Source organism: Rhizobium sp. SG741 (assembly GCF_012275435.1).
Classification (GTDB): Bacteria; Pseudomonadota; Alphaproteobacteria; order Rhizobiales; family Rhizobiaceae; genus Rhizobium; species Rhizobium lusitanum.
Window position 1 is genome coordinate 605,954 of sequence record NZ_JAAZQP010000001.1, and the last position, 19,321, is coordinate 625,274.

Consider the following 19,321-nt stretch of genomic DNA (forward strand, 5'->3'; position numbering starts at 1 on the left):
TCTCTCATGCAGCGACGCTGGCGCCGGCTCTCGTCAGATTTTCGATGATCGCGCGCCAATCGCGGCGTTCGTCGAAGCCTTCCTTCCGCTTGCCGAAGAACTGGATGATCATCTCACCCTTGGCGTTGTAGGCTTCCAGCGAAGTGACGTGGCCGTCCTTGGTCGGCTTGCGCACGGCCCAGGCCTCGGCAATATGATCCTGTCGCAGATGCAGGTGGAAGGTCGGGTCCATGACGTTGATCCAAGGGCCCATGGTCTGCACGTTGAAGATCGGACCAGAGTGGATCTGGACGGTGCCTTCGTTGGCGACGAAGCACATGATCGGCAGGCCTTCGCGCACCGAAGCCTGCATCATTTCACCGACCGCGCCGGTTTCCAGCTTCCAGGCATAGTCGTCGCCGACGGTGCGGATGGCGTCCTGACGGCCGATCTTCAGCTTCTTCAGCATGCCGAAGAATTCGTGCGTGTCCGTCATGCGGCTCCAGTGATCGCGCAGTTCGTCGCGGCTTACGTCGCCATCGGTTTCGCCATTGTCATAGCCGGAGCGATCCTCGGCAAACTCCTGCGACTGATCTTCGACCCGCAGTTCGGCAACGATGGTGTGATAGGCGTCGACGTTCGAATCAGGGCGCAGATGCACCTTGTGAACCGCGTCGCCTGCCTTGTCGAAGAACTGCAGGCTCAGCTTCTTCTGGTCGCCATCGATCTTGGTGACGGCGAAGGCATGCGCCCAACGCTTCGGGAAGATACGCAGATCGATATTCTCGCCGAGAACGATCGCGGCCTGCACGCCGGACTTGATGTTTTCGTAGACGCCGATCTTTTCATGCACGGCGCTCTCATTGCGCGACAGGGCCATGACTTCGCCGAGCGAGGCGACCCGCTCGAGAAAGCGGTTGGCGTCGGCATCGATGCGGATGGCCGAGATGCCGACTTCGGCCGCGACCAGGGCGGCTTCGGAAATATCGAGGCGGGCGGCGATGTCGCGCTCTCGCATCTTCGGGTTTTCTGCGCGGAAGGCGCGAATGGCGGCGGGGGTCGGTCTGGTCGTCTCAGTCATTTGTCATGCCTATTTGTTGAGTATGAGCTTGCCTTGGCGCGTGATCTTCATGCGGTAGATGACGCCTTCGTGCTTGATCATGATTTCGGTCTGGCCCCGGAAAATATCCGTGCTCTCGACAATTCGTATGTCTTGGGCGGCCGCGTAATGCGCCGGCTGCGTTGGGGTCTTCTCAGCGATCATCCTGTTTAGTTTTGCCTGAAAATTCATCGGAGGCCGAACAGCGTTGCGGCCAAATTTAACTTGACTCACATACTCATGGTTCCATAAAGACGCAATAGAAGACTGATAAAGTCAAGTTTAAAAATTTCGGCGATGCACGCTTAGGCGGAAGGCCCGGGCAGGTGCTTGTCAGGACATATTCGGGAGACATGGGCGATGCTGACGAAAACGATTTTGGCACTCGTTACTTCGGGGCTTTTGGCCGCGGCATCTTGCGTCCCGGCCTTTGCCCAGGATGCAGGCGCGGCTCCGGCAACGGCCGCGCGCAAGCTCAACGTCGAACTCAATGCGCTGGCGCCGTCCCAGAAGGGATGCATGATGACCTTCGTCGCCGAAAACGACATGGCGGCGCCGATCAACAAGATCTCCTTCGAGCTTGCCTTTTTCAACGACAAGAACGCGGTCGATCGCGTCACCGTGCTTGACTTCCGCGACCTGCCGCTCGGCAAGAAGCGGGTGCGGCAATTCGATATGCCCGGCGTGAAGTGCGAGACCGTCTCCCGCATCATCATCAACGACACGCCCGTGTGCGATGGCCCTGCGGCGGGCGAGTGCAAGGCCGCGTTGACGACCCGCTCGCAGACATCAGTTCCTTTCGAAGGCTGAGGCCATGGCGACGCGCTCGGCCAAGGTTTCCATGGAGCGCCGCCGCGCCGGCGGTGGCATGAATGACAATTATCCGAGTGTGCTTCCAGGGCACGAACTGACCGGCTTCGAGGGCGTATCGCGACCGCCGGCCGGCGAAGCGGTGATGCATTATAGCCGCTTTACGCAGATCGGCTCTTTTCCGAACCATCCTGCAGAACCCGCTTCCGCTGAGACGGCGGAACCGCTGCCGATGGATGCGCTGCCCGAGAGGCCGAGCAAGACCATAGCGGCACGCACAACGTCCCTTCTTTTCTCCGGCATGGGGTCCTGCCTGTTTCATGCCGTTGTTGTCGTAATATTGCTGCTAACCTTCATTGCGGCGCCGGAAGATGCGCAGGAGGAAGCGGGCGATACCGTCAGCGTTATCATGATCGGCAATTCCGATGCCGATCAGATGGCGGCGGGCGAAGACAATCAGCAGCCCGAGCCGGAGCAGGTGACGGCAGAGGCTGTTCAGCCACAGGCGGTTCAACCCACCGAAGTTACGCCTGAAGAGACCCCTGTGCCTCAGCCCGATGTCGTTCAGCCGCAAACCGCGGAAACGCAGCCGGTCGAAACGGCTGAAGCCGTCCAGCCGGACGAGCAGACCCAGCCCGAGACAGTAACCTCCGAGCAGCCGCAGATATTGGCGACACAGGCGCCGGCCGAGATGACCGTGGTGCAGCCGGTCGACCCGGTTCAGCCCGTCAATAGCGAGACGGTTGAGGCTCAACCGGTCCAGCCGGCACCGGAGGTCGTAACGCCTGTTGAAAAGCCGAAGCCTGTCGAGAAGCCGAAGGAAATCAAGAAGCCGGTCGCAAAGATTGTGAAGGCGAAGTCGGGATCGAGGGGTGAGAGCCAGCAGGATTCGAAGAAAGGGTCTGTCGACGGTACCGAGACGGCGCAATCCGATACGAATTCACAATCGAATGCTCGTCGTACTGGCTCGGGCAGCGCTGCTGTTGCCAACTATCCAGGCAAAGTTCAATCGCGTATCCGTCGTGCCGTGCGCCTTTCGTCGAAATACGAAGGCGGCATTACAGTGCGCGTTCGCCTTACGATTGGTTCGAGTGGTGACTTGACCTCACTGTCGATCGCGCGGAGTTCGGGCATTCCTGAGTTGGATGAGGCTGTTACCGAAGGTATTCGGCGAGCCGCGCCGTTCCCGCCATTGCCGCCAGAATGGGGCAAGCCGAGTTGGTCCTTCACCCAGGAAGTTCAGGTTACAGGGCGCTAGCCCCAGAGACCGGCTGAAAGCAGAACGGCCTATCGGCTGCATTAAAATATGATGAAAACCCTCAACTTTATACTTTACTCGAAAACTCATGTTTAATATGGTCGCCTCGCGCTCGATGGAATCGAGTGCTTGAGAGCAACCAGCAAACGGGTGATGCATGGCGCGTAAGGGGAAGAAGGATTTTGGCCGCGAGAGCCGCCAGGCACAGGCGCCGGCGGAGGTTCCGGGGAAATCCAGTCTCGACGGACGCAGTTTCCTCTATGTCGGCGGGCGCGATTGCCAGGTGGCGCATCTGCGCCAGATCGCCAGCAACTTCGGAGCTGAGCTGATCCATCACGATGGCGGCTTGCGTGAGGCAGTCTCGCGCATCGATACGGTGTTGCCTTCCGTCGATTGCGTCTTCTGCCCGATCGATTGTATCAGCCACGATGCCTGCCTGCGGGTGAAGACCGGCTGCAAGAAATTCGGCAAGGCGTTCATTCCCTTGCGCAACGGCAGCAAGTCCAGTCTCGAGCGGGCACTGCAGACCATGAAAGAGCGAGACGTTTCCCAATGATCGATGGTGACCCCGAGGGGTTTATGCTGATCGGCCTGCACAAGCTGGCCGCGCAGAACAGCGACGGGCTGGTGCCCGAACTGTACGAACTGCTGATGCGTCGCGCCGAGGAACAGCGGCGCGCGCCGAACGTAACGATCTTTCCTGCCTGGAAGGCGCGATTTCCGGGCGAGACGCCGGATCGCCCATTGGTCGAAGCAACCCGGGACGGCGCGAATGTCATTGCCTTTGCACCGGGTGTGGATAAGACTGTCGCCCGTCGCAAGAAGGTCTGATCGTCGAACGAGGTTGCCATGTACATCGCCATGAACCGCTTCAAAGTCGTCATCGGTTTGGAGAGCGATTTCGAAACGGTGTGGCGGGAGCGGGATTCGCAACTGTCCGAAGTGCTCGGCTTTCTCGAGTTTCGTCTCCTGCGTGGCAAGACGAATATGGATGAGGGCTACACGCTGTTTTCTTCGCACACCACCTGGCGCAGCGAAGAGGATTTCCTCAACTGGACGAAATCCGAAAACTTCCGTCTGGCACACCGCAGCGCGGGTGAAAACAAGAGGCTCTATTGGGGGCCGCCGCAATTCGAAGGCTTCACTGTGGTTTCCGGGATTTGAGAGGGCGTAGCTTAGCTTGCCCATGCTAGCGGCAATTTGCGCTGCCCGTTCATGCTTTTGCCCGGCCCATCCTGAAGAAGGCGCCCAGCGCTATCGCCGCCCAGCCCGCAATCATGCCGAATCCTCCCGTCGGAGCGGCCAGGGGAAACAGTGAGCTGCCGCCGAAGTGGCGGCTGATCAGATCGCCGGCGAAGATCAGCGTTCCAAGTCCCAGCAGCAGGGCGGCGAGCGGTGCCGTACGAATGCGGTCATAGCCGGCGTAAAGCGCCAGCAGGGCAGGGGCGTGGGCGAGGCACATGGTGGAGGCGGCGCCGAGAAAATGCGTATCGCCGCCGTGGGTAGCCGCCGCTGCGAGCGCAACGCCGCCGCCGCCGAGGATACCGGCGACAAACAGGGTAGCTGGACGGATTATGGCGTCAATGCTCATGTCTTCCTCATTCCCGGTTCTGCATGTGGAAAGCCAGCCGCTCGATCGGCTCCCAGATGATCGCTCTCAGCTTCTCGTTGTCGACGGTCTCGTCCATGGCGCGGCGGAAGCACAGCAGCCACTCGTCGCGCTCCCTGGGGCCGATGGCGGCGACGAAATGCCGGCTGCGCAGGCGCGGATGGCCGCGCTTCTCGATGTAGAGCTGCGGCCCGCCAAGATAGCCGGTCAGATATTCGTAGAATTTTTCCTGAGAGCCTTCGAGGCTCGGCGGATGGACGGCCCGGCAGTTGGCCGCTTCCGGCAGCGTGTCCATCAGCTCGTAGAAGCGCGCCGTCAGCGCCCGCACGGTCCGATCGCCGCCGATCGCCTCGTAAAGTGTGATGGTTTCTTCGCTCAAGCCATGATCCCTGTTTGCGATGTCCTACATGGCAACTGACAGAGGGTGCCGCAACCGTCGGCAGCGCCGGTGCGGCGTTTCAGCGCTGCTTTATTTGATGCTCGTCCGTTGAAAAGCATCGCTTTCCCCGGGAACGAGTTCGAGCGGCCAGATCGTCTGGCGCCTCGTCTTGGGGTAGATGTGGCTGTAGGCGGGCATGCAGGAGAGCAGGATCTCCGCCAGTTCGACGCCGAGATCGTGCAGGGATGTGCGAAAGCAGGTGAGCGGCGGTTGCAGGAACTTGGCGCGCGGCGCCTCGCGAAAGCCCACGACGGCAATATCGCGCCCCGGAATGATGTCGGTCTCCATCATCCGCCTATAGAGGCCGATGGCCATCAATTCGTAGATCAGGATCACGGCCGTCGGCCTGTCGTCGAGGCGAAGCAGTTCGTCGGCGACCTGATAGCCGCCCTGTTCGCTCGATTTGGCCCGGATGACCAGCGCCGGGTCGTAGGAGATGCCGTGCCGCTCCAGCGCGCGACGATAACCCTCCACGAAGACGAAGCCGAGGTTGATGTCGCTGGCGGGAGTGCTGATGGCAATGCGGCGGTGCCCATGCGCGACGAGCCGGTCGACAGCGCAATTGGCGACGCCGTCAAAATCAAGGTCGGCCCAGGGATGCTGCGCGCCCGAGAGGCTGCGGCCAAGTGCTGCGAAAGGGATCTTCGCTTTGGCGAGCAGATCAAAGCGCTTGTCGATGCGCTGCGTCTCCGAAATGATCATCGCGTCGACGACGCGTCTCGCTACCATGCGCTTCAGATACTCGTAGGGATCTTCATCGTTCGGGCAGGGGAGCATGATCAGATCGAGGTTGTGGCGCGAAAACACGCTCTGCAGCCCGCCCGTCACGGTCAGAAAGAAGTTGTCGCTGTTTTCAACCGTTTCCCTGCTGGATTGGATCATCAAGCCGATGACGTTTGTCGTGCCTTGCCGCAGGCTGCGCCCCGATTGGTTGGCCACATAGCCCAGCTGTTCGGCGGCGGCGAGTACGCGCTTGCGGGTCTCCTCGTTGACATCAGGCTTGCCGTTCAACGCGCGTGATACTGTGCCGATCGAGATATCGAGATGGTCGGCAAGCTGACGAATTCCCTTCATCGGCTGCGGTTTTCCTCCATGCGCCATTTTCCGTTGTCCTCCTCTATTGACACAGGAAAATCTTTTCGCATAGTATCGTAAACGTTTACGGAGCGCGTGTCATGAGGGGTTCGACACCGGCCGCTGGAGGATATCGTGAAATTTAATGCCATTTTGTGCGGGTGCGGAGCTATGTCCAAGGGCTGGCTTAAAGCCATCGCCTCGACGCCATCGCTTGCCCAATCCATTCAGATCGTGGGCCTGGTTGATCTCAACCGGTCGACCGCGGAGAATCTTGCCAAGGAGTTTTCCCTCGACAATGCTGTGATCGGCTCGGATCTGGCCGAGGTCATCGCCGCGACCAAGGCCGACCTGGTTTTCGACGTCGTCATTCCGGCCGCGCGTTTCGGCGTGGTTTCGACGGCGCTGAAGGCCGGTTGCCACGTGCTCAGCGAAAAGCCGATGGCGACGTCGCTCGCCGAGGGTGCGGCACTGATCGATCTTGCCGCTAAGGCGGGCAAGGTCCATGCCATCATCCAGAACCGCCGTTTCATCTCGGGCATTCGCCGCTTGCGGCGCTTCGTGGAAGAGGGAGCAATCGGCGAACTCACGGGTATTCATTGCGATTTCTTCCTCGGTCCGCATTTCGGCGGCTTCCGCGAGGAAATGGACAATGTGCTGCTGCTCGACATGGCGATCCATACCTTCGATGCCGCCCGTTTCGTTTCCGGCAAAGTGCCGGTCTCGGTCTATTGCCTCGAGAAGAACCCTGTGGGCTCCTGGTACAAGCATGGTGCATCGGCTCATGCGCTCTTCGACTTTTCCGACGATGTCGTCTTCAGCTATCGGGGCTCCTGGTGCGCTGAGGGACGGCGCACGAGCTGGGAAAGCCAGTGGCGGCTGACCGGCAGCAAGGGCATGCTGACCTGGGATGGCGAGGAGGATTTCGAGGCCACCATTGCCGGCCATGAGCCGGGGCTGCTGCATGGCTTCACCCCAATCGAGGTTCCCGGCCCGAAGCATGAGGAGGAGACGCATGGTCATGCCAGCGTCATCGCCTCCTTCATCGAGGCGATAAAGACGGGCAAGCCGCCCGAAACCGAAAGCCGCGACAACATCCGCAGCCTCGCCATGGTTCTCGGCGCTATCGAGAGCGCCAAGACGGGCCGGCGCGTCGACATTTCAGCACAAGGACAGTGACATCATGACTAATCCGGCAAAGGCCATCCGCATCGGCACGATGATCAGGGCGACGAACGAGGATGCCGCCCAAGGCATCGCCAAGATCGCCGATCTCGGTTTCGAGAGCTTCGAACCCTTCTTCTGGCAGACGACCAACGGCCAGAACCTCGGCGAGCTCGGCAAGCGCTGCCTCGACGCCATCGGCGGCCGTGACATCACCATCTCGACCCTCGGCATGTTCGGCAATCCGCTTGAAGAGCGCGAGATGGACCTGCAGACGCTGCAGGGCTGGAAGGACTGCATCGACAACGCCCACCATTTCGGCGCGACCTGCGTTGCCGGTTTTACCGGGCGCATCCGCAACAAGCCGCTCACTGACAGCCTGCCGCGCTACAAGCAGGTGTGGAGCGAGCTTGCCAAGCGGGCCGCCGACAAGGGCATCAGGATTGCCTTCGAGAACTGCGCCATGGACGGCAACTGGGCGACCGGCGATTGGAACATCGCGCATAATCCCGATGCCTGGGAACTGATGTTCAACGAGACTCCGGACGACAATATCGGGTTGGAATGGGAGCCGTGCCATCAGATGGTCTATCTGATCGAGCCGCTGCCGCAGATCCGCAAGTGGGCCAAAAAGATTTTCCACGTCCACGGCAAGGATGCGACGATCCGCTGGGATGTCATCAAGGAGCACGGCATCTTCGGCAAGGAGCAGTTCGTCTTCATGCGCACGCCGGGCTTTGGTGACAGCAACTGGACCGACATCATTTCCGAGCTGCGCTTGGCCGGCTGGTCCGGCTCCATCGACATTGAGGGCTGGCATGACCCGGTCTATCGCGATGCGCTCGAAATGACTGGCCAGGTTCATGGCCTGAACTATCTCAAGGCAAGCCGGGGTGGGGACTTCATCGAGTAATGCATGCATCCGCAAAACTGCATCGATTTAGGAAGCAAGTTGTGCGTTAATGAAATGCCCTGAGTGATCGACGCTCAGGGCATGACGGGATACCCCAACGGAGGAACTGTCGAGCGTCCGCACCTTGTCTCATGGGACAGGCGGGCGCTTGGCGCAGGTGAGAGGAAAACGCCGATGGCAGCGCGGGCCATGTCATCGGACAGATACCGTCAAGGTTCGCATGGTGGAGGAGAATGTATGAATATTTTTTCGAAGCTGGCGATCTCCGCCGGCATGTCGCTTCTGCTTGCCGCCGGTGTGGCGCAAGCGCAGAGCAAGACATTTAACGTCTGGTGGTTCGAACTGCCGGATACTTCGCAGGCCAAGGCATGGACCAAGGCGCTGGAAGAACTGAAAGCAAAGCATCCCGACGTTACGATCAATTTCGAACAGAAGACTTTCGAGCAATTGCAGAAGGCAGGCAGCCTCATCCTCAACTCGGATCAGGCACCTGATGTTCTGGAGTACAACAAGGGCAATGCCACGGCTGGCCTCGTCGCCTCGCAAGGTCTGCTGACGCCACTCGACGATCAATTCAAGTCGCGAGGCTGGGATAAGATCCTCAACGAAACCAATAGCCAGCTCAGCAAATACGATGGGAACGGCATCTACGGTTCGGGCCCAATTATCGGCATTCCCGTCTATGGCGAATTTGTTTCGGTTTTCTACAATATCGACATGTTCCAGGCTAACGGCGTGAAAGTGCCGACCACGCTGGACGAGTTCGAAGCTGCATTGGACACTTTCAAGAAGAAGGGCATTACGCCGCTTGCCTATGGTACGGTGGATTCCAACGCACAGCATCTGGTCTATACGCTTGCACTGACGCAGGCTGACGACACCTGGGTCAAGAACTATCAGGGGCTCAAGGCACCGCTTGATACCAAGCCCTTCCTGTTTGCCGCTCAGAAGATCGCCGACTGGGTGAGCAAGGGTTATATTTCGAAGGATTCGACCGGCCTGAAGGGTACCGGCGGCGCCGACAATCTCTTCTCATCGGGCACAGCTCCGATGTTTGTCAGCGGCACCTGGAACAACGGCAACTTCGCGAGTTCGATCAAGAACTTCAAGTGGAGTCAGTTCATCTTCCCGACCCCGAAGTACAGCGTGGGTTCGACCGGCAACCTGTTCATGGTGCCGAAGAGCGCCAAGAACAAGGATCTCTCGTACGAGTTCATCGATCTCGTCCTGCGCAAGGAAAACCAGAACATGCAGGCCAATCTCGGTGGCGTTGCCATTGCCGCCGATCCGGCCTCGGTCACCGACGAAGTCGGCAAGCGCAACGTCGAACTCTTCAACCAGATCTCCGGCAAGGGTGGCCTCGGCTTCTACCCGGACTGGCCGGTGCCTGGCTATTACGAACTGCTGATCCAGGCGACGACCGGCCTGGTCAATGGCTCGACCACGCCTGATCAATTCGTTGTACGCCTGAAGAAGGCATATGACGACGTGCAGGCGGCCCAATAACACCATCGGCGACAATCACAACGGCGGGACGGCTTTCATGCCGCCTCGCCGTATCGGACTGGAGGAATTCGATGGAGAATTCGAGGAGCGCCGGCAAAGCGGGGTACTATTTCTACATGATCCCCGGCATGCTGGGGTTTGCGGTAGTGGTGCTCATTCCGCTGATTGCCAATTTCGCGATAAGCTTCACGACATGGAAGGGCGGCGTCATCCCGCCTCGCTATGTTGGTTTTGAGAACTATCAGAGGCTGCTCCAGGATGCCGCCTTCTGGGGCTCGATCCAGCATACGCTGCTGTTCATCATCTCGATGACGATCGTGCCCATTCTTCTGGGGCTGGTGCTGGCGGCAGTGCTGTTCGACTATATCAGTGCGCAGTTCAGCGAGACATGGTCGAGTTTCTTTCGCGCCGGCTTCTACCTGCCGCAAATCCTGCCGCTGACCGCGGTTGGTATTCTATGGGGATGGATCCTCAATCCCATCGGCATCATCAACGCGGTGCTGAGGGCGATCGGCCTTGATTTCATGGCGAAGAACTGGCTGGGGGATGCAAACTATGCCCTTTGGGCGGTTTCAGCCGTCATCGTCTGGGTTCAGGTCGGCTATTGCCTTGTCGTCTTCATGTCCGGATTGGCGCGCGTCGATCCGTCGCTTTACGAAGCCGCCGAGCTCGACAATGCGAGCTGGTTCGGTCGCTTCCGCTCTATCACCATTCCCATGCTCATGCCCGAGATTTTCGTGGTCGCTCTCACGACGCTGATCGCGGCCCTCAAGGTTTTTGCGCCGATCTATGTCCTGACATCAGGCGGCCCGGACAATGCGACGACGGTTCCGTCTTATCTTTCCTACTATCATTTCTTCACAACGAACCGCGTCGGTTATGCCGCATCGATCGCGACGCTACAGACAATCGTGACCATCGTGCTCGGCATCGTGTTCCTGCGCATGCAATCGAAACAGTCCGAGGGAGGGCACTAATATGACAGCTACGTCTTCGCTCTCTAACTCGGTTGCTTCGGTGCATCATCGCCAAGGAAAGGGGGTTGGTCGCTGGATCGTTCTGGCTATCCTGCTCGTCTTCCTGGCCGGAACGTTGTTTCCGTTCTTCCTGGCGGCTTTCAACGCCATCAAGACGCCTTCGGATTATGCCGCCAATGGTCCGCTCGCCTTCCCGCAGAGCTTCGACCTGACGGCGCTCAAGAACTTCTGGGCGACAGTCGATTTCCCCCGGAAGCTCTTCAACAGCATCCTTATCAGTGGATGCACAGCCATACTGGCTGTCGTCCTCAGCCTGCTCAACGCCTATGCCATCGGCATCGGGCGGGTGCGTGGCGGGCAGGCCTTGCTGGTTCTCTTGCTGATCGCCATCATGGCGCCGCAGGAAGCGCTGGTTTATCCGCTTTACTACATGGCAAAGCAGGTTGGGCTGTTCGACTCGATGCTCTCGGTGATCCTGATCCTCGGCGTCCTGCATACCGCTTTCGGCACCTTTCTTCTCTCATCGGTCATGGCGACGTTTCCGCGCGAGATCATCGAAGCAGCGCAGATCGACAATGCGAGCCGCTGGCAAATCCTTTGGTTGGTGATCGTCCCCGTGATGCGGCCCACGCTCGCCGTGCTCGCGACCTTCTTCTTCATCTGGACCTGGAACGAGTTTCTGATCCCCCTGGTGTTCCTGGTCTCCAACAACAACCAGACGGTCTCCGTCGCCATGGGCGTGCTGTCGGGATCGAATACGCAGGAACCGACAGCGATTGCGGCGGCCTCCTTGCTCGGCATCACGCCAACGGTGATCTTCTTCCTGATTTTCCAGCGTACGCTCACACGGGGCGTGGCTGTCGGTGCGGTCAAATAAACCAATGCGGAAAGTCCCGTCCCCTCGGCAATAATCCGAAGGGCCGGGACGGGATGAATGGCAGGTCTGGCAAAATTCAAGTTTTCCGCAGGAGGAGAAAGTGGCAGGAATCAACATCAAGTCCCTCACCAAGCATTTCGGTGCCGTGCAGGTTCTCAACGACATCGATCTGACGATCGAGCGCGGGGAGTTCGTCGTGTTCCTCGGCGGCTCCGGCTGCGGCAAGTCGACGTTGCTGCGGATGATCGCGGGCCTGGAGTCGATCACCAGCGGTGAGATCTGGATCGGCGGGCGGCGGGTCGATCAGCTGCCGCCTGGCGAGCGCGGCGTATCGATGGTATTCCAATCCTACGCGCTCTATCCGCATATGACCGTTCGCGACAACATGTCCTTCGGCCTGCGCAACATCAAAACGCCGAAGGCCGAGATCGAACGACGCATCGAGGCTGCGGCGAAGATTCTAGAGATGCCGCATCTTCTGGATCGCAAGCCTTCGGCGCTGTCGGGGGGGCAGCGCCAGCGCGTAGCGATCGGCCGCGCCATCGTGCGCGAGCCCGATGTCTTCCTGTTTGACGAGCCGCTGTCCAATCTCGACGCCGGCCTGCGCACCCGCACGCGCGTCGAGCTGGCGCAGCTGCATGAGCGGCTGGGAGCGACCATGGTGTTCGTGACGCACGACCAGGTGGAGGCGATGACGCTTGCCGACCGTATCGTGCTGCTCAACAACAAGAAGATCGAACAGGTGGCCACGCCTGTCGAGATCTATACGCGCCCGGCAACCCGCTATGTCGCGCAGTTCGTCGGCTCTCCCGGAATGAACTTTATTACCATGGCTAGCGTCGGCGAAGCAGGCGGCCTTGCAACTGCGACTTTGCCGGATGGCTCGGTCATCAACACGGCGGTGCCGCTCAACGGTATCGGAGGCTCTGCTTTGACGCTCGGCATCCGCCCGGAGCATCTGGTGGTCACGGCAGCGGAAAAAGGTAGCATTGCCGGTCACGTCGAGACGGTAGAGCGCCTGGGCGACCGCTCGCTCGTTCATGTTCGGCTCAAGGACGGTTCGAAGATCATCGGCACGGATCCGGGCATGACCACCGTCATTGCCGGTTCGCCGATTGCCTTCGCCGTTGATGCGGCAAAGGTGTCGATCTTCGATGAGAATGATGTCGCGCATCATTGCGTGAATTGAGGAGAGAATGGCCCGGATGATGTCTGGAATTCATGAATTTTAGGGTTGCCGAATAGTTCGTTGACGAAACCGTCTAATTGGTATGTTATGCCGCCATGTCCACTGCGCACCATAGGAAAAAGCAGCCTCTGTTCGTCCGCCGGCAATTGCTGGAGGTGGCCGCGCGGCTGGCCTCGGAAAAAGGGATGACGGCGGTGACGTTGGACGCCGTTTCCGGCGCGTCGGGTGTCAGCAAGGGCGGATTGCTGCATCATTTTCCCAGCAAGAACATGCTCCTCGAAGCCCTGTTCGACAGCCTGATCGAGCGGCTGGATGCGGCGATAGAGGAGGCGATGCGCGCCGATCCACTGCCGCACGGACGCTTTACTCGCGGCTATCTCCACGCCTGCCTTTCGCTGCGCGACCAGCCGCAGGGAACGAAAGATTGGGCGCAGGTGACGATGGTGCTGCTCAGCGAGCCGCAATTGCGCCAGCGCTGGCATGACTGGGTGCGCGAGCGCAGCGAGGAATATGTCGGAACGGACTCCTCAGTGGATGCGGCAATCGTCAGGCTGGCGACCGACGGGATCTGGCTGGCGGACTTGCTCGGCAGTCAGGACATGGACGAGAGCGCCCGCCACAGGTTGGTCGAGCGGCTGATCGAGCTCACGCAACTTTAGGAACATCGGAGAAGACGGAATGGCGAATGCATCGGTCTATGCAATGCTGCTGGTTGCGATCGTGCTGGAAGTGATCGGTACGACGGCATTGCAGATGTCGCAGCAGTTCACCCGCTTCGGCCCGACGGCCGTGCTGGTAGTCTGCTACACCGCCGCCTTCTATTGTCTTTCGGTAACGCTGCGGGTCATTCCGGTGGGCATTGCCTACGCCATCTGGAGTGGGCTCGGCATCGTGTTGATTTCAGCCGTTGGGCTGGTGTTTTTCCGCCAGAAACTCGATCTTGCCGCCATCGTCGGCCTGGTGCTGATCATCGCCGGCGTCCTTGTCGTCAATCTCTTTTCAAAATCCGTGTCGCACTGAAAAAGCAGGTGTTATCCATGGCCGTTTTTGCCTTTGTCAAATCATCGGGGACGCATTATGTCTTGCGCAGGATGGCTGCTGGAGGCTCGAAAAGCGGCGCTTTTCCAAAGCGCTTTAGACCGCATAACCTATTCAATTTCAATGGTATAAGAGGAGTGCCGTAATGACTATTCGTGCCGTCGTTTGGGGCGAGAACATCCATGAGCAAACTAACAAGGTCGTCGCCGAGATCTATCCGGAAGGCATGCATACGACGATCGCCAAGGCGCTGAATGCCGATGCCGGTATCGAGGCGACTACTGCAACGTTGCAGGAGCCGGAGCATGGCCTCAGCGAGGCCCGGCTGAAGGATACCGATGTCCTGCTTTGGTGGGGCCACAAGGACCACGGCGCCGTCAAGGACGAGATCGTCGAGCGCGTAGCCAGGCGCGTCTGGGAAGGCATGGGTCTCATCGTCCTGCATTCCGGTCATTTCTCGAAAGTGTTCAAGCGGCTTATGGGCACGCCCTGCGCGCTGAAGTGGCGCGAGGCCGGCGAGCGCGAACGTCTCTGGGTCATCAATCCGCGTCACCCGATCGCCGCCGGACTTGGCGAGCATTTCGAGCTCGAAAACGAGGAAATGTACGGCGAGCAGTTCTCCGTTCCCGAGCCGCTGGAAACGGTGTTCATCTCCTGGTTCCAGGGCGGCGAAGTCTTCCGTTCCGGCATGACCTGGCGCCGTGGCGCGGGCAATATCTTCTATTTCCGCCCCGGCCACGAGACTTACCCGACCTATCACAACGACACCGTCCACAAGGTGCTGATCAACTCCGTGAAATGGGCCCATAATCCGCTCGGCACGCAGGCGAGCATCCATGATGCGCCGAATGTGCCGGTCGAAAAGGCGCTGGAGCCGATCGTCGAGCGTGGCCCAAGACTGCACCAAGCCGGCGAAGCCGGTTATCGCTGAGGTATAATATGCGTCTCATAGTAGTTGGCACGGGCGGCATGGCGAAGAACCATGTGGAGCATTTCGCCCGTATTCCCGGCGTCGAGATCGTTGGCGCCGTCGATACGGATGCGACGAGGCTCACAGCCTTTTGCGATACGTTCGACATCAGGAACCGCTTCTCGTCGCTGGACGAGGCGCTGGCCTGGAATGAATTCGATGCGGTGACCAACGTCACGCCCGACAAGGCCCATCATCCGACGACCCTGCCGCTGCTTGCCGCCGGCAAGCACGTTCTTTGCGAGAAGCCGCTCGCGGAGAACTATGAAAAAGCGCTTGAGATGACGGAGGCGGCCGAAAGGGCAGGCGTCGTCAACATGGTCAACCTGACCTATCGCAATGTCGCGCAACTGCAGAAGGCGCGCGAGATGGTGATCTCGGGCGAGATCGGCACAGTGAAGCATGTGGAAGCATCCTATCTGCAGAGCTGGCTCGTCTCCAGGGCATGGGGCGATTGGCGCAGCGAATCCAAGTGGCTCTGGAGGCTGTCCACCGGTCATGGCTCCAACGGCGTTCTTGGCGATATCGGCATCCATATTCTCGATTTCGCCGCCTATGGCGCGGCGACCGATATCGATCATGTCTTCGCCCGGCTGAAGACCTTCAACAAGGCGCCGGACGAGCGCATCGGCGAGTATACGCTGGATGCGAACGACAGCTTTTCGATGTCGGTCGATTTTGCCAACGGTGCGCTCGGTGTGGTGCATGCGAGTCGTTGGGCGACAGGACATCTGAACGAGCTGAAGCTGCGTATCTATGGCGAGCGCGGCGGCCTTGAGGTGTCTCATAGCCCGAATGGTTCCGAACTGCGCGGCTGCCTTGGCGATGACACCGAAACGGCGACGTGGAGGGTCATCGAGGTGCCGCCGGTGTTGACCAACTATCAGCGCTTCGCCGAGGCTGTTATGACCGGCAGCAGCCAGGACCCGAGCTTCCGCCACGCTGCCAACTTGCAGCGCGTGCTGGATCTCGCCATGGTGACGGAGACGGAGCGGCGCGAACTGAAGGTTTGACGCCGTCTCGGCTTCATCTCGACATTCAAACGGCCGCCTTCGGGCGGCCGCTTCATTAAGGTCCACCCATATTATCGCAATTGCTTGACGGGATACGGAGGCAGGCGCAGCATTCCTCCATGAAAGCTCCGGATACGAGGTTGTGGGAGGAGGTGTTATGTCCACCGAAGAAAAGGTTGCTAGCCACTATACGCATGGATCACTGGAGGAGACGCTCCTTGCGGCACTTACCGCGGGCGGTAAGGATATCGATCATCTCAGCATCGACGACCTTGCTGGGATCGATGAATTCCATCTCGGGCGGCGCGAAGCCACGCGGGAGTTTGCTCGGGACCTCGACGTGAGTGATGGCCTGCGGCTCATCGACATCGGATCAGGGCTTGGCGGGCCGGCGCGCTATATCGCCAGCACCTATGGCTGCGCGGTCACCGGCGTCGATCTGACCGATGAATTCGTCAAGGTCGCCAATGTCCTGACCGAGCGTTGCGGCATGGCCGCGCAGGTGTCGTTTCGGCAGGCGAGCGCTCTGGCGCTTCCCTTTGCCGACCAAAGCTTCGACCGAGCGACGCTGATCCATGTCGGCATGAACATCGAGGACAAGGCGCGTCTGTTTGCCGAGGCGCGGCGTGTGCTGAAGCCCGGCGGCCGGTTTGGTCTCTACGAAGTCATGCAGATGCGCGACGGCGCGCTGCCCTATCCGATGCCCTGGGCGATGACGCCGGAAACGAGCTTCGTCCGCAGCCCCGAAACCTATCGTCAACTGCTCAAAGAGGCCGGCTTCACCGTGGAATCCGAGCAGGACCGCAGCGCTCTGGCGATCCGGATGGCGCAGGAGATGCGTGCCAGCGCTGCCGTTGGCGGTCAGACGCTGAGCCTCGGCGCACTGATGGGGCCGAGGGCGGCGGAGCGCGTGGGCAATGTCGGCATGTCGGTCGGAAGCGGCCTGATTGCGCCGATCGAAATGATCGCCAAGGCCGATTGATGGAAATAGAGTTGGCGGGCGCCCGGATTGACAGAGGCGCTTTCCTGTCTGTATGAAAAATCCAACGGTAATGGATTTCTGCCGGGCCATGGTGGCCGAACCGCTGCCTTGAATTTTCCAGGGAAGCTGATGACTCCTACTCAAAGCGCCTCGAAAGGCGAGGGAGTAGAGTCATGTCTTTTTTATTGCCGTTATCTCTTTCAGATTTCATATCCATTGTCCCCGACAGAGCCAATTTCGGTGCTGCGGGAGGGGCGAAATGATGTCCGCATCTCTGTTCTTTCAATATCGTTTTCAGCAATTTCGCGGCCTGTTCAAATGGGTAGCGCTTGTCGTGCCGATGGCGGTAGCCGTCGGTTCGCTCTGCGCACTGTTTCTGTGGAGCCTGGATAGGGCAACGGCGGCGCGTTTCGAACATCCCTGGCTGATCTTCCTGATGCCGGTTGCCGGTTTCCTGATGGTGTTGGTCTATCAGCGCTTCGGCCGCGGAGCGGAAGGCGGCAACAACCTGATCGTCGATCAGATCCATGAGCCTGGCGGCGGCGTGCCGCTGCGCATGGCGCCCTTCATTCTCGTGTCGACTGTTCTGACGCATTTGGTTGGTGGCTCTGCCGGGCGCGAGGGAACGGCGGTGCAGCTCGGTGGTAGCATTGCGAGCGCCTTCGCGAGGGTTTTCCGCCTCAGTCATGCCGAGATCCGCATACTTCTCATGGCGGGCATAGCAGCCGGCTTCGGCGCGGTCTTCGGCACGCCGATCGCGGGCGCGGTCTTTGCGCTTGAGGTGCTGACGATCGGGCGCATGCAGTATGAAGCGCTGATCCCGAGCCTTGCGGCCGCGATAACAGCCGATTGGACCTGCCATGCCTGGGGCATCGAGCATATCCAGTACCATATCGGCTATCTCTCAGGCACTCCGGCGAGCACGTTCCATCTCGATGCGCTGCTGCTTGTCAAAGTCGGCGTCGCCGGCGTGCTCTTCGGCCTGATGGCGCGCTGCTTCAGCGAGATCTCGCATATAGCGTCTGCGGCCTTCAAGAGGCTCTGTGCTTACGCGCCGCTGCGGCCTGTCATCGCCAGCGCGGTGCTGATCGGTCTCGTCTATCTGCTTGGCACCCGGGAATATCTCGGGCTTGGCGTCTGGTCGCCCAATCCCGCCGACGCGACGATCCTCGGCTTCTTCGATCCGGCTGATGTCGATTACTGGAGCTGGTTCTGGAAGGCTGTGTTCACGATCGTCACCCTCAGCGCCGGCTTCAAGGGCGGGGAGGTGACGCCGCTATTCTTCATCGGAGCGGCCCTCGGCAATGCGCTTGCGGCGATCCTCGGCGCGCCTGCTGATCTCTTTGCAGGTCTGGGTTTCGTCGCCGTCTTTGCCGGGGCCACCAACACGCCGCTCGCCTGCATGATCATGGGCATCGAGCTCTTCGGCGCCACGCATACGGTCTATCTCGCCGTCGCCTGTTTTCTTGCCTACATCTGCAGCGGCCATACCAGCATCTATTTGTCGCAGCGTCTCGGCATCGCAAAGAGCGCGGCCTCCGGCCACATTCCCTCCGGTATCCCTCTTCGCCATATTCGCGACATCGCCATGAATGGACGCAGTGAAGATGATCGCAAAAACAATCAGGCCCCGCCGCCGCTACAACAGGAGCGGGACATTCAATAAGGTCGCTTTGCGATTGTCTCGAGCATTGCGAAGCTGATGATCAAGATGTTTTGATCGGCAATGTCGTGGACGTGAATATCGGCGCTTAACCGCAGCGGGAGATTGTCGTGATCTATCTTGTCGTTTTTCTTGGCGCCGGATTGGGTGGCGCTTTCCGTCTCGGCGTCAACGAGCTTGCTGCTCGTCTGTTCGGGGGCGAATTTCCGTTCGGTACGCTTATCATCAATGTCGTCGGCGCGTTCATCATGGGGGTGCTGACGGAATATTTCGCCTTCCGTGGCGGAGTGTCGCAGGAGCTTCGGCTTTTTCTGACAACAGGCATTCTGGGCGGGTTCACGACGTTTTCAACGTTTGCGCTGGAGAGCGTCGTGCTTTGGGAGCGCGGCCAATGGATGCCCTTCGTGGCTTATGTCGGCTTGTCCGTTTTTCTGTCGATAGGGGGCCTGATTGCCGGATTTGCCGTTGTCCGGCTAATAATTCAGGCTCAAACCATCTAGGCGGATGGCTCAGGTCTGTCGTGCCGTATTTTTGCCAATTCTGGGGTGAATTTCTTCGAGAAATCACCGGAGATTCAATCCACGACAAATCACCGCTCGTTGTGAACGGACTCTCTTGCGAAATTCGACTAATCAACTCATATAAACGCTTATTATGATCATCGCATAACAGAGGAGTCCGGCGTCAATCAGGAACGGGCGGGCGAGCATTGAAAGCGTCGAACCTGTTGCTCCCCCGGAATTTCCGTGCAGATTCCCCCT

Annotated in this window: 23 protein-coding genes and 1 riboswitch; of the genes, 18 read left to right on the forward strand and 5 right to left on the reverse strand. The window is 59.6% G+C overall.

What is annotated here, in order from left to right; translation table 11 throughout:
- Positions 1-4: 4 nt before the first annotated feature.
- Both FHT29_RS03070 and hemP read right to left on the reverse strand, forming a co-directional pair.
- The gene (locus tag FHT29_RS03070) at positions 5-1,060 is read right to left on the reverse strand and encodes a hemin-degrading factor (protein WP_047562449.1); all 1,056 of its coding nucleotides are present in this window, start codon (positions 1,058-1,060) and stop codon (positions 5-7) included.
- A 9-nt stretch (positions 1,061-1,069) separates the two neighbouring features.
- Complete coding sequence (hemP, locus tag FHT29_RS03075) at positions 1,070-1,243, reverse strand: hemin uptake protein HemP (protein ID WP_037195115.1); 174 nt, start codon at positions 1,241-1,243, stop codon at positions 1,070-1,072.
- A 195-nt stretch (positions 1,244-1,438) separates the two neighbouring features.
- On the opposite strand from hemP, the gene FHT29_RS03080 reads away from it, so the two are divergent.
- From FHT29_RS03080 to FHT29_RS03100, 5 genes are all read left to right on the forward strand, one after another.
- Positions 1,439-1,888 carry a hypothetical protein gene (locus FHT29_RS03080; protein WP_047562451.1) on the forward strand — a complete coding sequence of 150 codons (450 nt, stop codon included), beginning with the start codon at positions 1,439-1,441 and terminating at the stop codon, positions 1,886-1,888.
- Positions 1,889-1,892: 4 nt separating this feature from the next.
- On the forward strand, positions 1,893-3,146 hold the full coding sequence (locus FHT29_RS03085; RefSeq protein WP_047562454.1) for an energy transducer TonB: 1,254 nt from the start codon (positions 1,893-1,895) through the stop codon (positions 3,144-3,146).
- Positions 3,147-3,303: 157 nt separating this feature from the next.
- Positions 3,304-3,702, forward strand: a complete 399-nt coding sequence (locus tag FHT29_RS03090; RefSeq protein ID WP_037195104.1) for a DUF2325 domain-containing protein — start codon at positions 3,304-3,306, stop codon at positions 3,700-3,702.
- Entirely contained in the window at positions 3,699-3,977 is a 279-nt protein-coding gene (locus FHT29_RS03095; protein WP_047562457.1) for a hypothetical protein, read from the forward strand. The genes FHT29_RS03090 and FHT29_RS03095 overlap by 4 nt, the downstream gene beginning before the upstream one ends.
- Before the next feature lie 18 nt (positions 3,978-3,995).
- Positions 3,996-4,310: an antibiotic biosynthesis monooxygenase gene (locus tag FHT29_RS03100; protein WP_037195102.1), complete on the forward strand. Its 315-nt coding sequence runs from the start codon at positions 3,996-3,998 to the stop codon at positions 4,308-4,310.
- Between the two features lie 49 nt (positions 4,311-4,359).
- On the opposite strand, the gene FHT29_RS03105 is transcribed toward FHT29_RS03100, so the two are convergent.
- The 3 genes from FHT29_RS03105 to FHT29_RS03115 form a co-directional block, all read right to left on the reverse strand.
- Positions 4,360-4,737: a DUF423 domain-containing protein gene (locus tag FHT29_RS03105; protein WP_047562459.1), complete on the reverse strand. Its 378-nt coding sequence runs from the start codon at positions 4,735-4,737 to the stop codon at positions 4,360-4,362.
- A gap of 7 nt (positions 4,738-4,744) precedes the next feature.
- Complete coding sequence (locus FHT29_RS03110; RefSeq protein ID WP_037195095.1) at positions 4,745-5,134, reverse strand: group II truncated hemoglobin; 390 nt, start codon at positions 5,132-5,134, stop codon at positions 4,745-4,747.
- 90 nt (positions 5,135-5,224) lie between these two features.
- Positions 5,225-6,268: a substrate-binding domain-containing protein gene (locus tag FHT29_RS03115; RefSeq protein WP_047562932.1), complete on the reverse strand. Its 1,044-nt coding sequence runs from the start codon at positions 6,266-6,268 to the stop codon at positions 5,225-5,227.
- Between the two features lie 135 nt (positions 6,269-6,403).
- On the opposite strand from FHT29_RS03115, the gene FHT29_RS03120 reads away from it, so the two are divergent.
- The 13 genes from FHT29_RS03120 to crcB all read left to right on the forward strand — a co-directional run bounded on the left by FHT29_RS03120 (position 6,404) and on the right by crcB (position 19,060).
- On the forward strand, positions 6,404-7,447 hold the full coding sequence (locus FHT29_RS03120; RefSeq protein ID WP_047562461.1) for a Gfo/Idh/MocA family oxidoreductase: 1,044 nt from the start codon (positions 6,404-6,406) through the stop codon (positions 7,445-7,447).
- A 4-nt stretch (positions 7,448-7,451) separates the two neighbouring features.
- Complete coding sequence (locus FHT29_RS03125) at positions 7,452-8,345, forward strand: sugar phosphate isomerase/epimerase (RefSeq protein WP_047562463.1); 894 nt, start codon at positions 7,452-7,454, stop codon at positions 8,343-8,345.
- 237 nt (positions 8,346-8,582) lie between these two features.
- Entirely contained in the window at positions 8,583-9,851 is a 1,269-nt protein-coding gene (locus tag FHT29_RS03130) for an extracellular solute-binding protein (RefSeq protein ID WP_037195087.1), read from the forward strand.
- A 71-nt stretch (positions 9,852-9,922) separates the two neighbouring features.
- Positions 9,923-10,828 carry a sugar ABC transporter permease gene (locus FHT29_RS03135; RefSeq protein ID WP_037195084.1) on the forward strand — a complete coding sequence of 302 codons (906 nt, stop codon included), beginning with the start codon at positions 9,923-9,925 and terminating at the stop codon, positions 10,826-10,828.
- 1 nt (position 10,829) lies between these two features.
- Positions 10,830-11,705: a carbohydrate ABC transporter permease gene (locus FHT29_RS03140; RefSeq protein WP_080760681.1), complete on the forward strand. Its 876-nt coding sequence runs from the start codon at positions 10,830-10,832 to the stop codon at positions 11,703-11,705.
- A gap of 100 nt (positions 11,706-11,805) precedes the next feature.
- Positions 11,806-12,894, forward strand: a complete 1,089-nt coding sequence (gene ugpC / locus FHT29_RS03145) for a sn-glycerol-3-phosphate ABC transporter ATP-binding protein UgpC (protein ID WP_037195081.1) — start codon at positions 11,806-11,808, stop codon at positions 12,892-12,894.
- Between the two features lie 95 nt (positions 12,895-12,989).
- Positions 12,990-13,553, forward strand: a complete 564-nt coding sequence (locus FHT29_RS03150; RefSeq protein ID WP_037195079.1) for a TetR/AcrR family transcriptional regulator — start codon at positions 12,990-12,992, stop codon at positions 13,551-13,553.
- A gap of 19 nt (positions 13,554-13,572) precedes the next feature.
- Positions 13,573-13,914: an SMR family transporter gene (locus FHT29_RS03155; RefSeq protein WP_037195076.1), complete on the forward strand. Its 342-nt coding sequence runs from the start codon at positions 13,573-13,575 to the stop codon at positions 13,912-13,914.
- 163 nt (positions 13,915-14,077) lie between these two features.
- Entirely contained in the window at positions 14,078-14,863 is a 786-nt protein-coding gene (locus FHT29_RS03160; RefSeq protein WP_047562465.1) for a ThuA domain-containing protein, read from the forward strand.
- A gap of 8 nt (positions 14,864-14,871) precedes the next feature.
- The gene (locus FHT29_RS03165; RefSeq protein ID WP_037195072.1) at positions 14,872-15,915 is read left to right on the forward strand and encodes a Gfo/Idh/MocA family oxidoreductase; all 1,044 of its coding nucleotides are present in this window, start codon (positions 14,872-14,874) and stop codon (positions 15,913-15,915) included.
- Between the two features lie 157 nt (positions 15,916-16,072).
- A complete protein-coding gene (locus FHT29_RS03170; RefSeq protein ID WP_047562469.1) occupies positions 16,073-16,897 on the forward strand; it encodes a class I SAM-dependent methyltransferase in 825 nt (274 codons plus the stop codon).
- 57 nt (positions 16,898-16,954) lie between these two features.
- A riboswitch (Fluoride riboswitch) is annotated at positions 16,955-17,043 on the forward strand.
- Positions 17,044-17,159: 116 nt separating this feature from the next.
- On the forward strand, positions 17,160-18,563 hold the full coding sequence (locus FHT29_RS03175; protein WP_052212718.1) for a voltage-gated chloride channel family protein: 1,404 nt from the start codon (positions 17,160-17,162) through the stop codon (positions 18,561-18,563).
- 107 nt (positions 18,564-18,670) lie between these two features.
- Positions 18,671-19,060: a fluoride efflux transporter CrcB gene (crcB, locus tag FHT29_RS03180; protein ID WP_047562471.1), complete on the forward strand. Its 390-nt coding sequence runs from the start codon at positions 18,671-18,673 to the stop codon at positions 19,058-19,060.
- Positions 19,061-19,321 lie beyond the last annotated feature (261 nt).

Coding starts and splice junctions, on each gene's coding strand:
- FHT29_RS03070 (WP_047562449.1), bottom strand. CDS start 1,060: ATGACTGAGACGACCAGACCGACCCCCGCCGCCATTCGCGCCTTCCGC.
- hemP (WP_037195115.1), bottom strand. CDS start 1,243: ATGATCGCTGAGAAGACCCCAACGCAGCCGGCGCATTACGCGGCCGCC.
- FHT29_RS03080 (WP_047562451.1), top strand. CDS start 1,439: ATGCTGACGAAAACGATTTTGGCACTCGTTACTTCGGGGCTTTTGGCC.
- FHT29_RS03085 (WP_047562454.1), top strand. CDS start 1,893: ATGGCGACGCGCTCGGCCAAGGTTTCCATGGAGCGCCGCCGCGCCGGC.
- FHT29_RS03090 (WP_037195104.1), top strand. CDS start 3,304: ATGGCGCGTAAGGGGAAGAAGGATTTTGGCCGCGAGAGCCGCCAGGCA.
- FHT29_RS03095 (WP_047562457.1), top strand. CDS start 3,699: ATGATCGATGGTGACCCCGAGGGGTTTATGCTGATCGGCCTGCACAAG.
- FHT29_RS03100 (WP_037195102.1), top strand. CDS start 3,996: ATGTACATCGCCATGAACCGCTTCAAAGTCGTCATCGGTTTGGAGAGC.
- FHT29_RS03105 (WP_047562459.1), bottom strand. CDS start 4,737: ATGAGCATTGACGCCATAATCCGTCCAGCTACCCTGTTTGTCGCCGGT.
- FHT29_RS03115 (WP_047562932.1), bottom strand. CDS start 6,268: ATGAAGGGAATTCGTCAGCTTGCCGACCATCTCGATATCTCGATCGGC.
- FHT29_RS03125 (WP_047562463.1), top strand. CDS start 7,452: ATGACTAATCCGGCAAAGGCCATCCGCATCGGCACGATGATCAGGGCG.
- FHT29_RS03130 (WP_037195087.1), top strand. CDS start 8,583: ATGAATATTTTTTCGAAGCTGGCGATCTCCGCCGGCATGTCGCTTCTG.
- FHT29_RS03135 (WP_037195084.1), top strand. CDS start 9,923: ATGGAGAATTCGAGGAGCGCCGGCAAAGCGGGGTACTATTTCTACATG.
- FHT29_RS03140 (WP_080760681.1), top strand. CDS start 10,830: ATGACAGCTACGTCTTCGCTCTCTAACTCGGTTGCTTCGGTGCATCAT.
- FHT29_RS03150 (WP_037195079.1), top strand. CDS start 12,990: ATGTCCACTGCGCACCATAGGAAAAAGCAGCCTCTGTTCGTCCGCCGG.
- FHT29_RS03155 (WP_037195076.1), top strand. CDS start 13,573: ATGGCGAATGCATCGGTCTATGCAATGCTGCTGGTTGCGATCGTGCTG.
- FHT29_RS03160 (WP_047562465.1), top strand. CDS start 14,078: ATGACTATTCGTGCCGTCGTTTGGGGCGAGAACATCCATGAGCAAACT.
- FHT29_RS03165 (WP_037195072.1), top strand. CDS start 14,872: ATGCGTCTCATAGTAGTTGGCACGGGCGGCATGGCGAAGAACCATGTG.
- FHT29_RS03170 (WP_047562469.1), top strand. CDS start 16,073: ATGTCCACCGAAGAAAAGGTTGCTAGCCACTATACGCATGGATCACTG.
- FHT29_RS03175 (WP_052212718.1), top strand. CDS start 17,160: ATGTCCGCATCTCTGTTCTTTCAATATCGTTTTCAGCAATTTCGCGGC.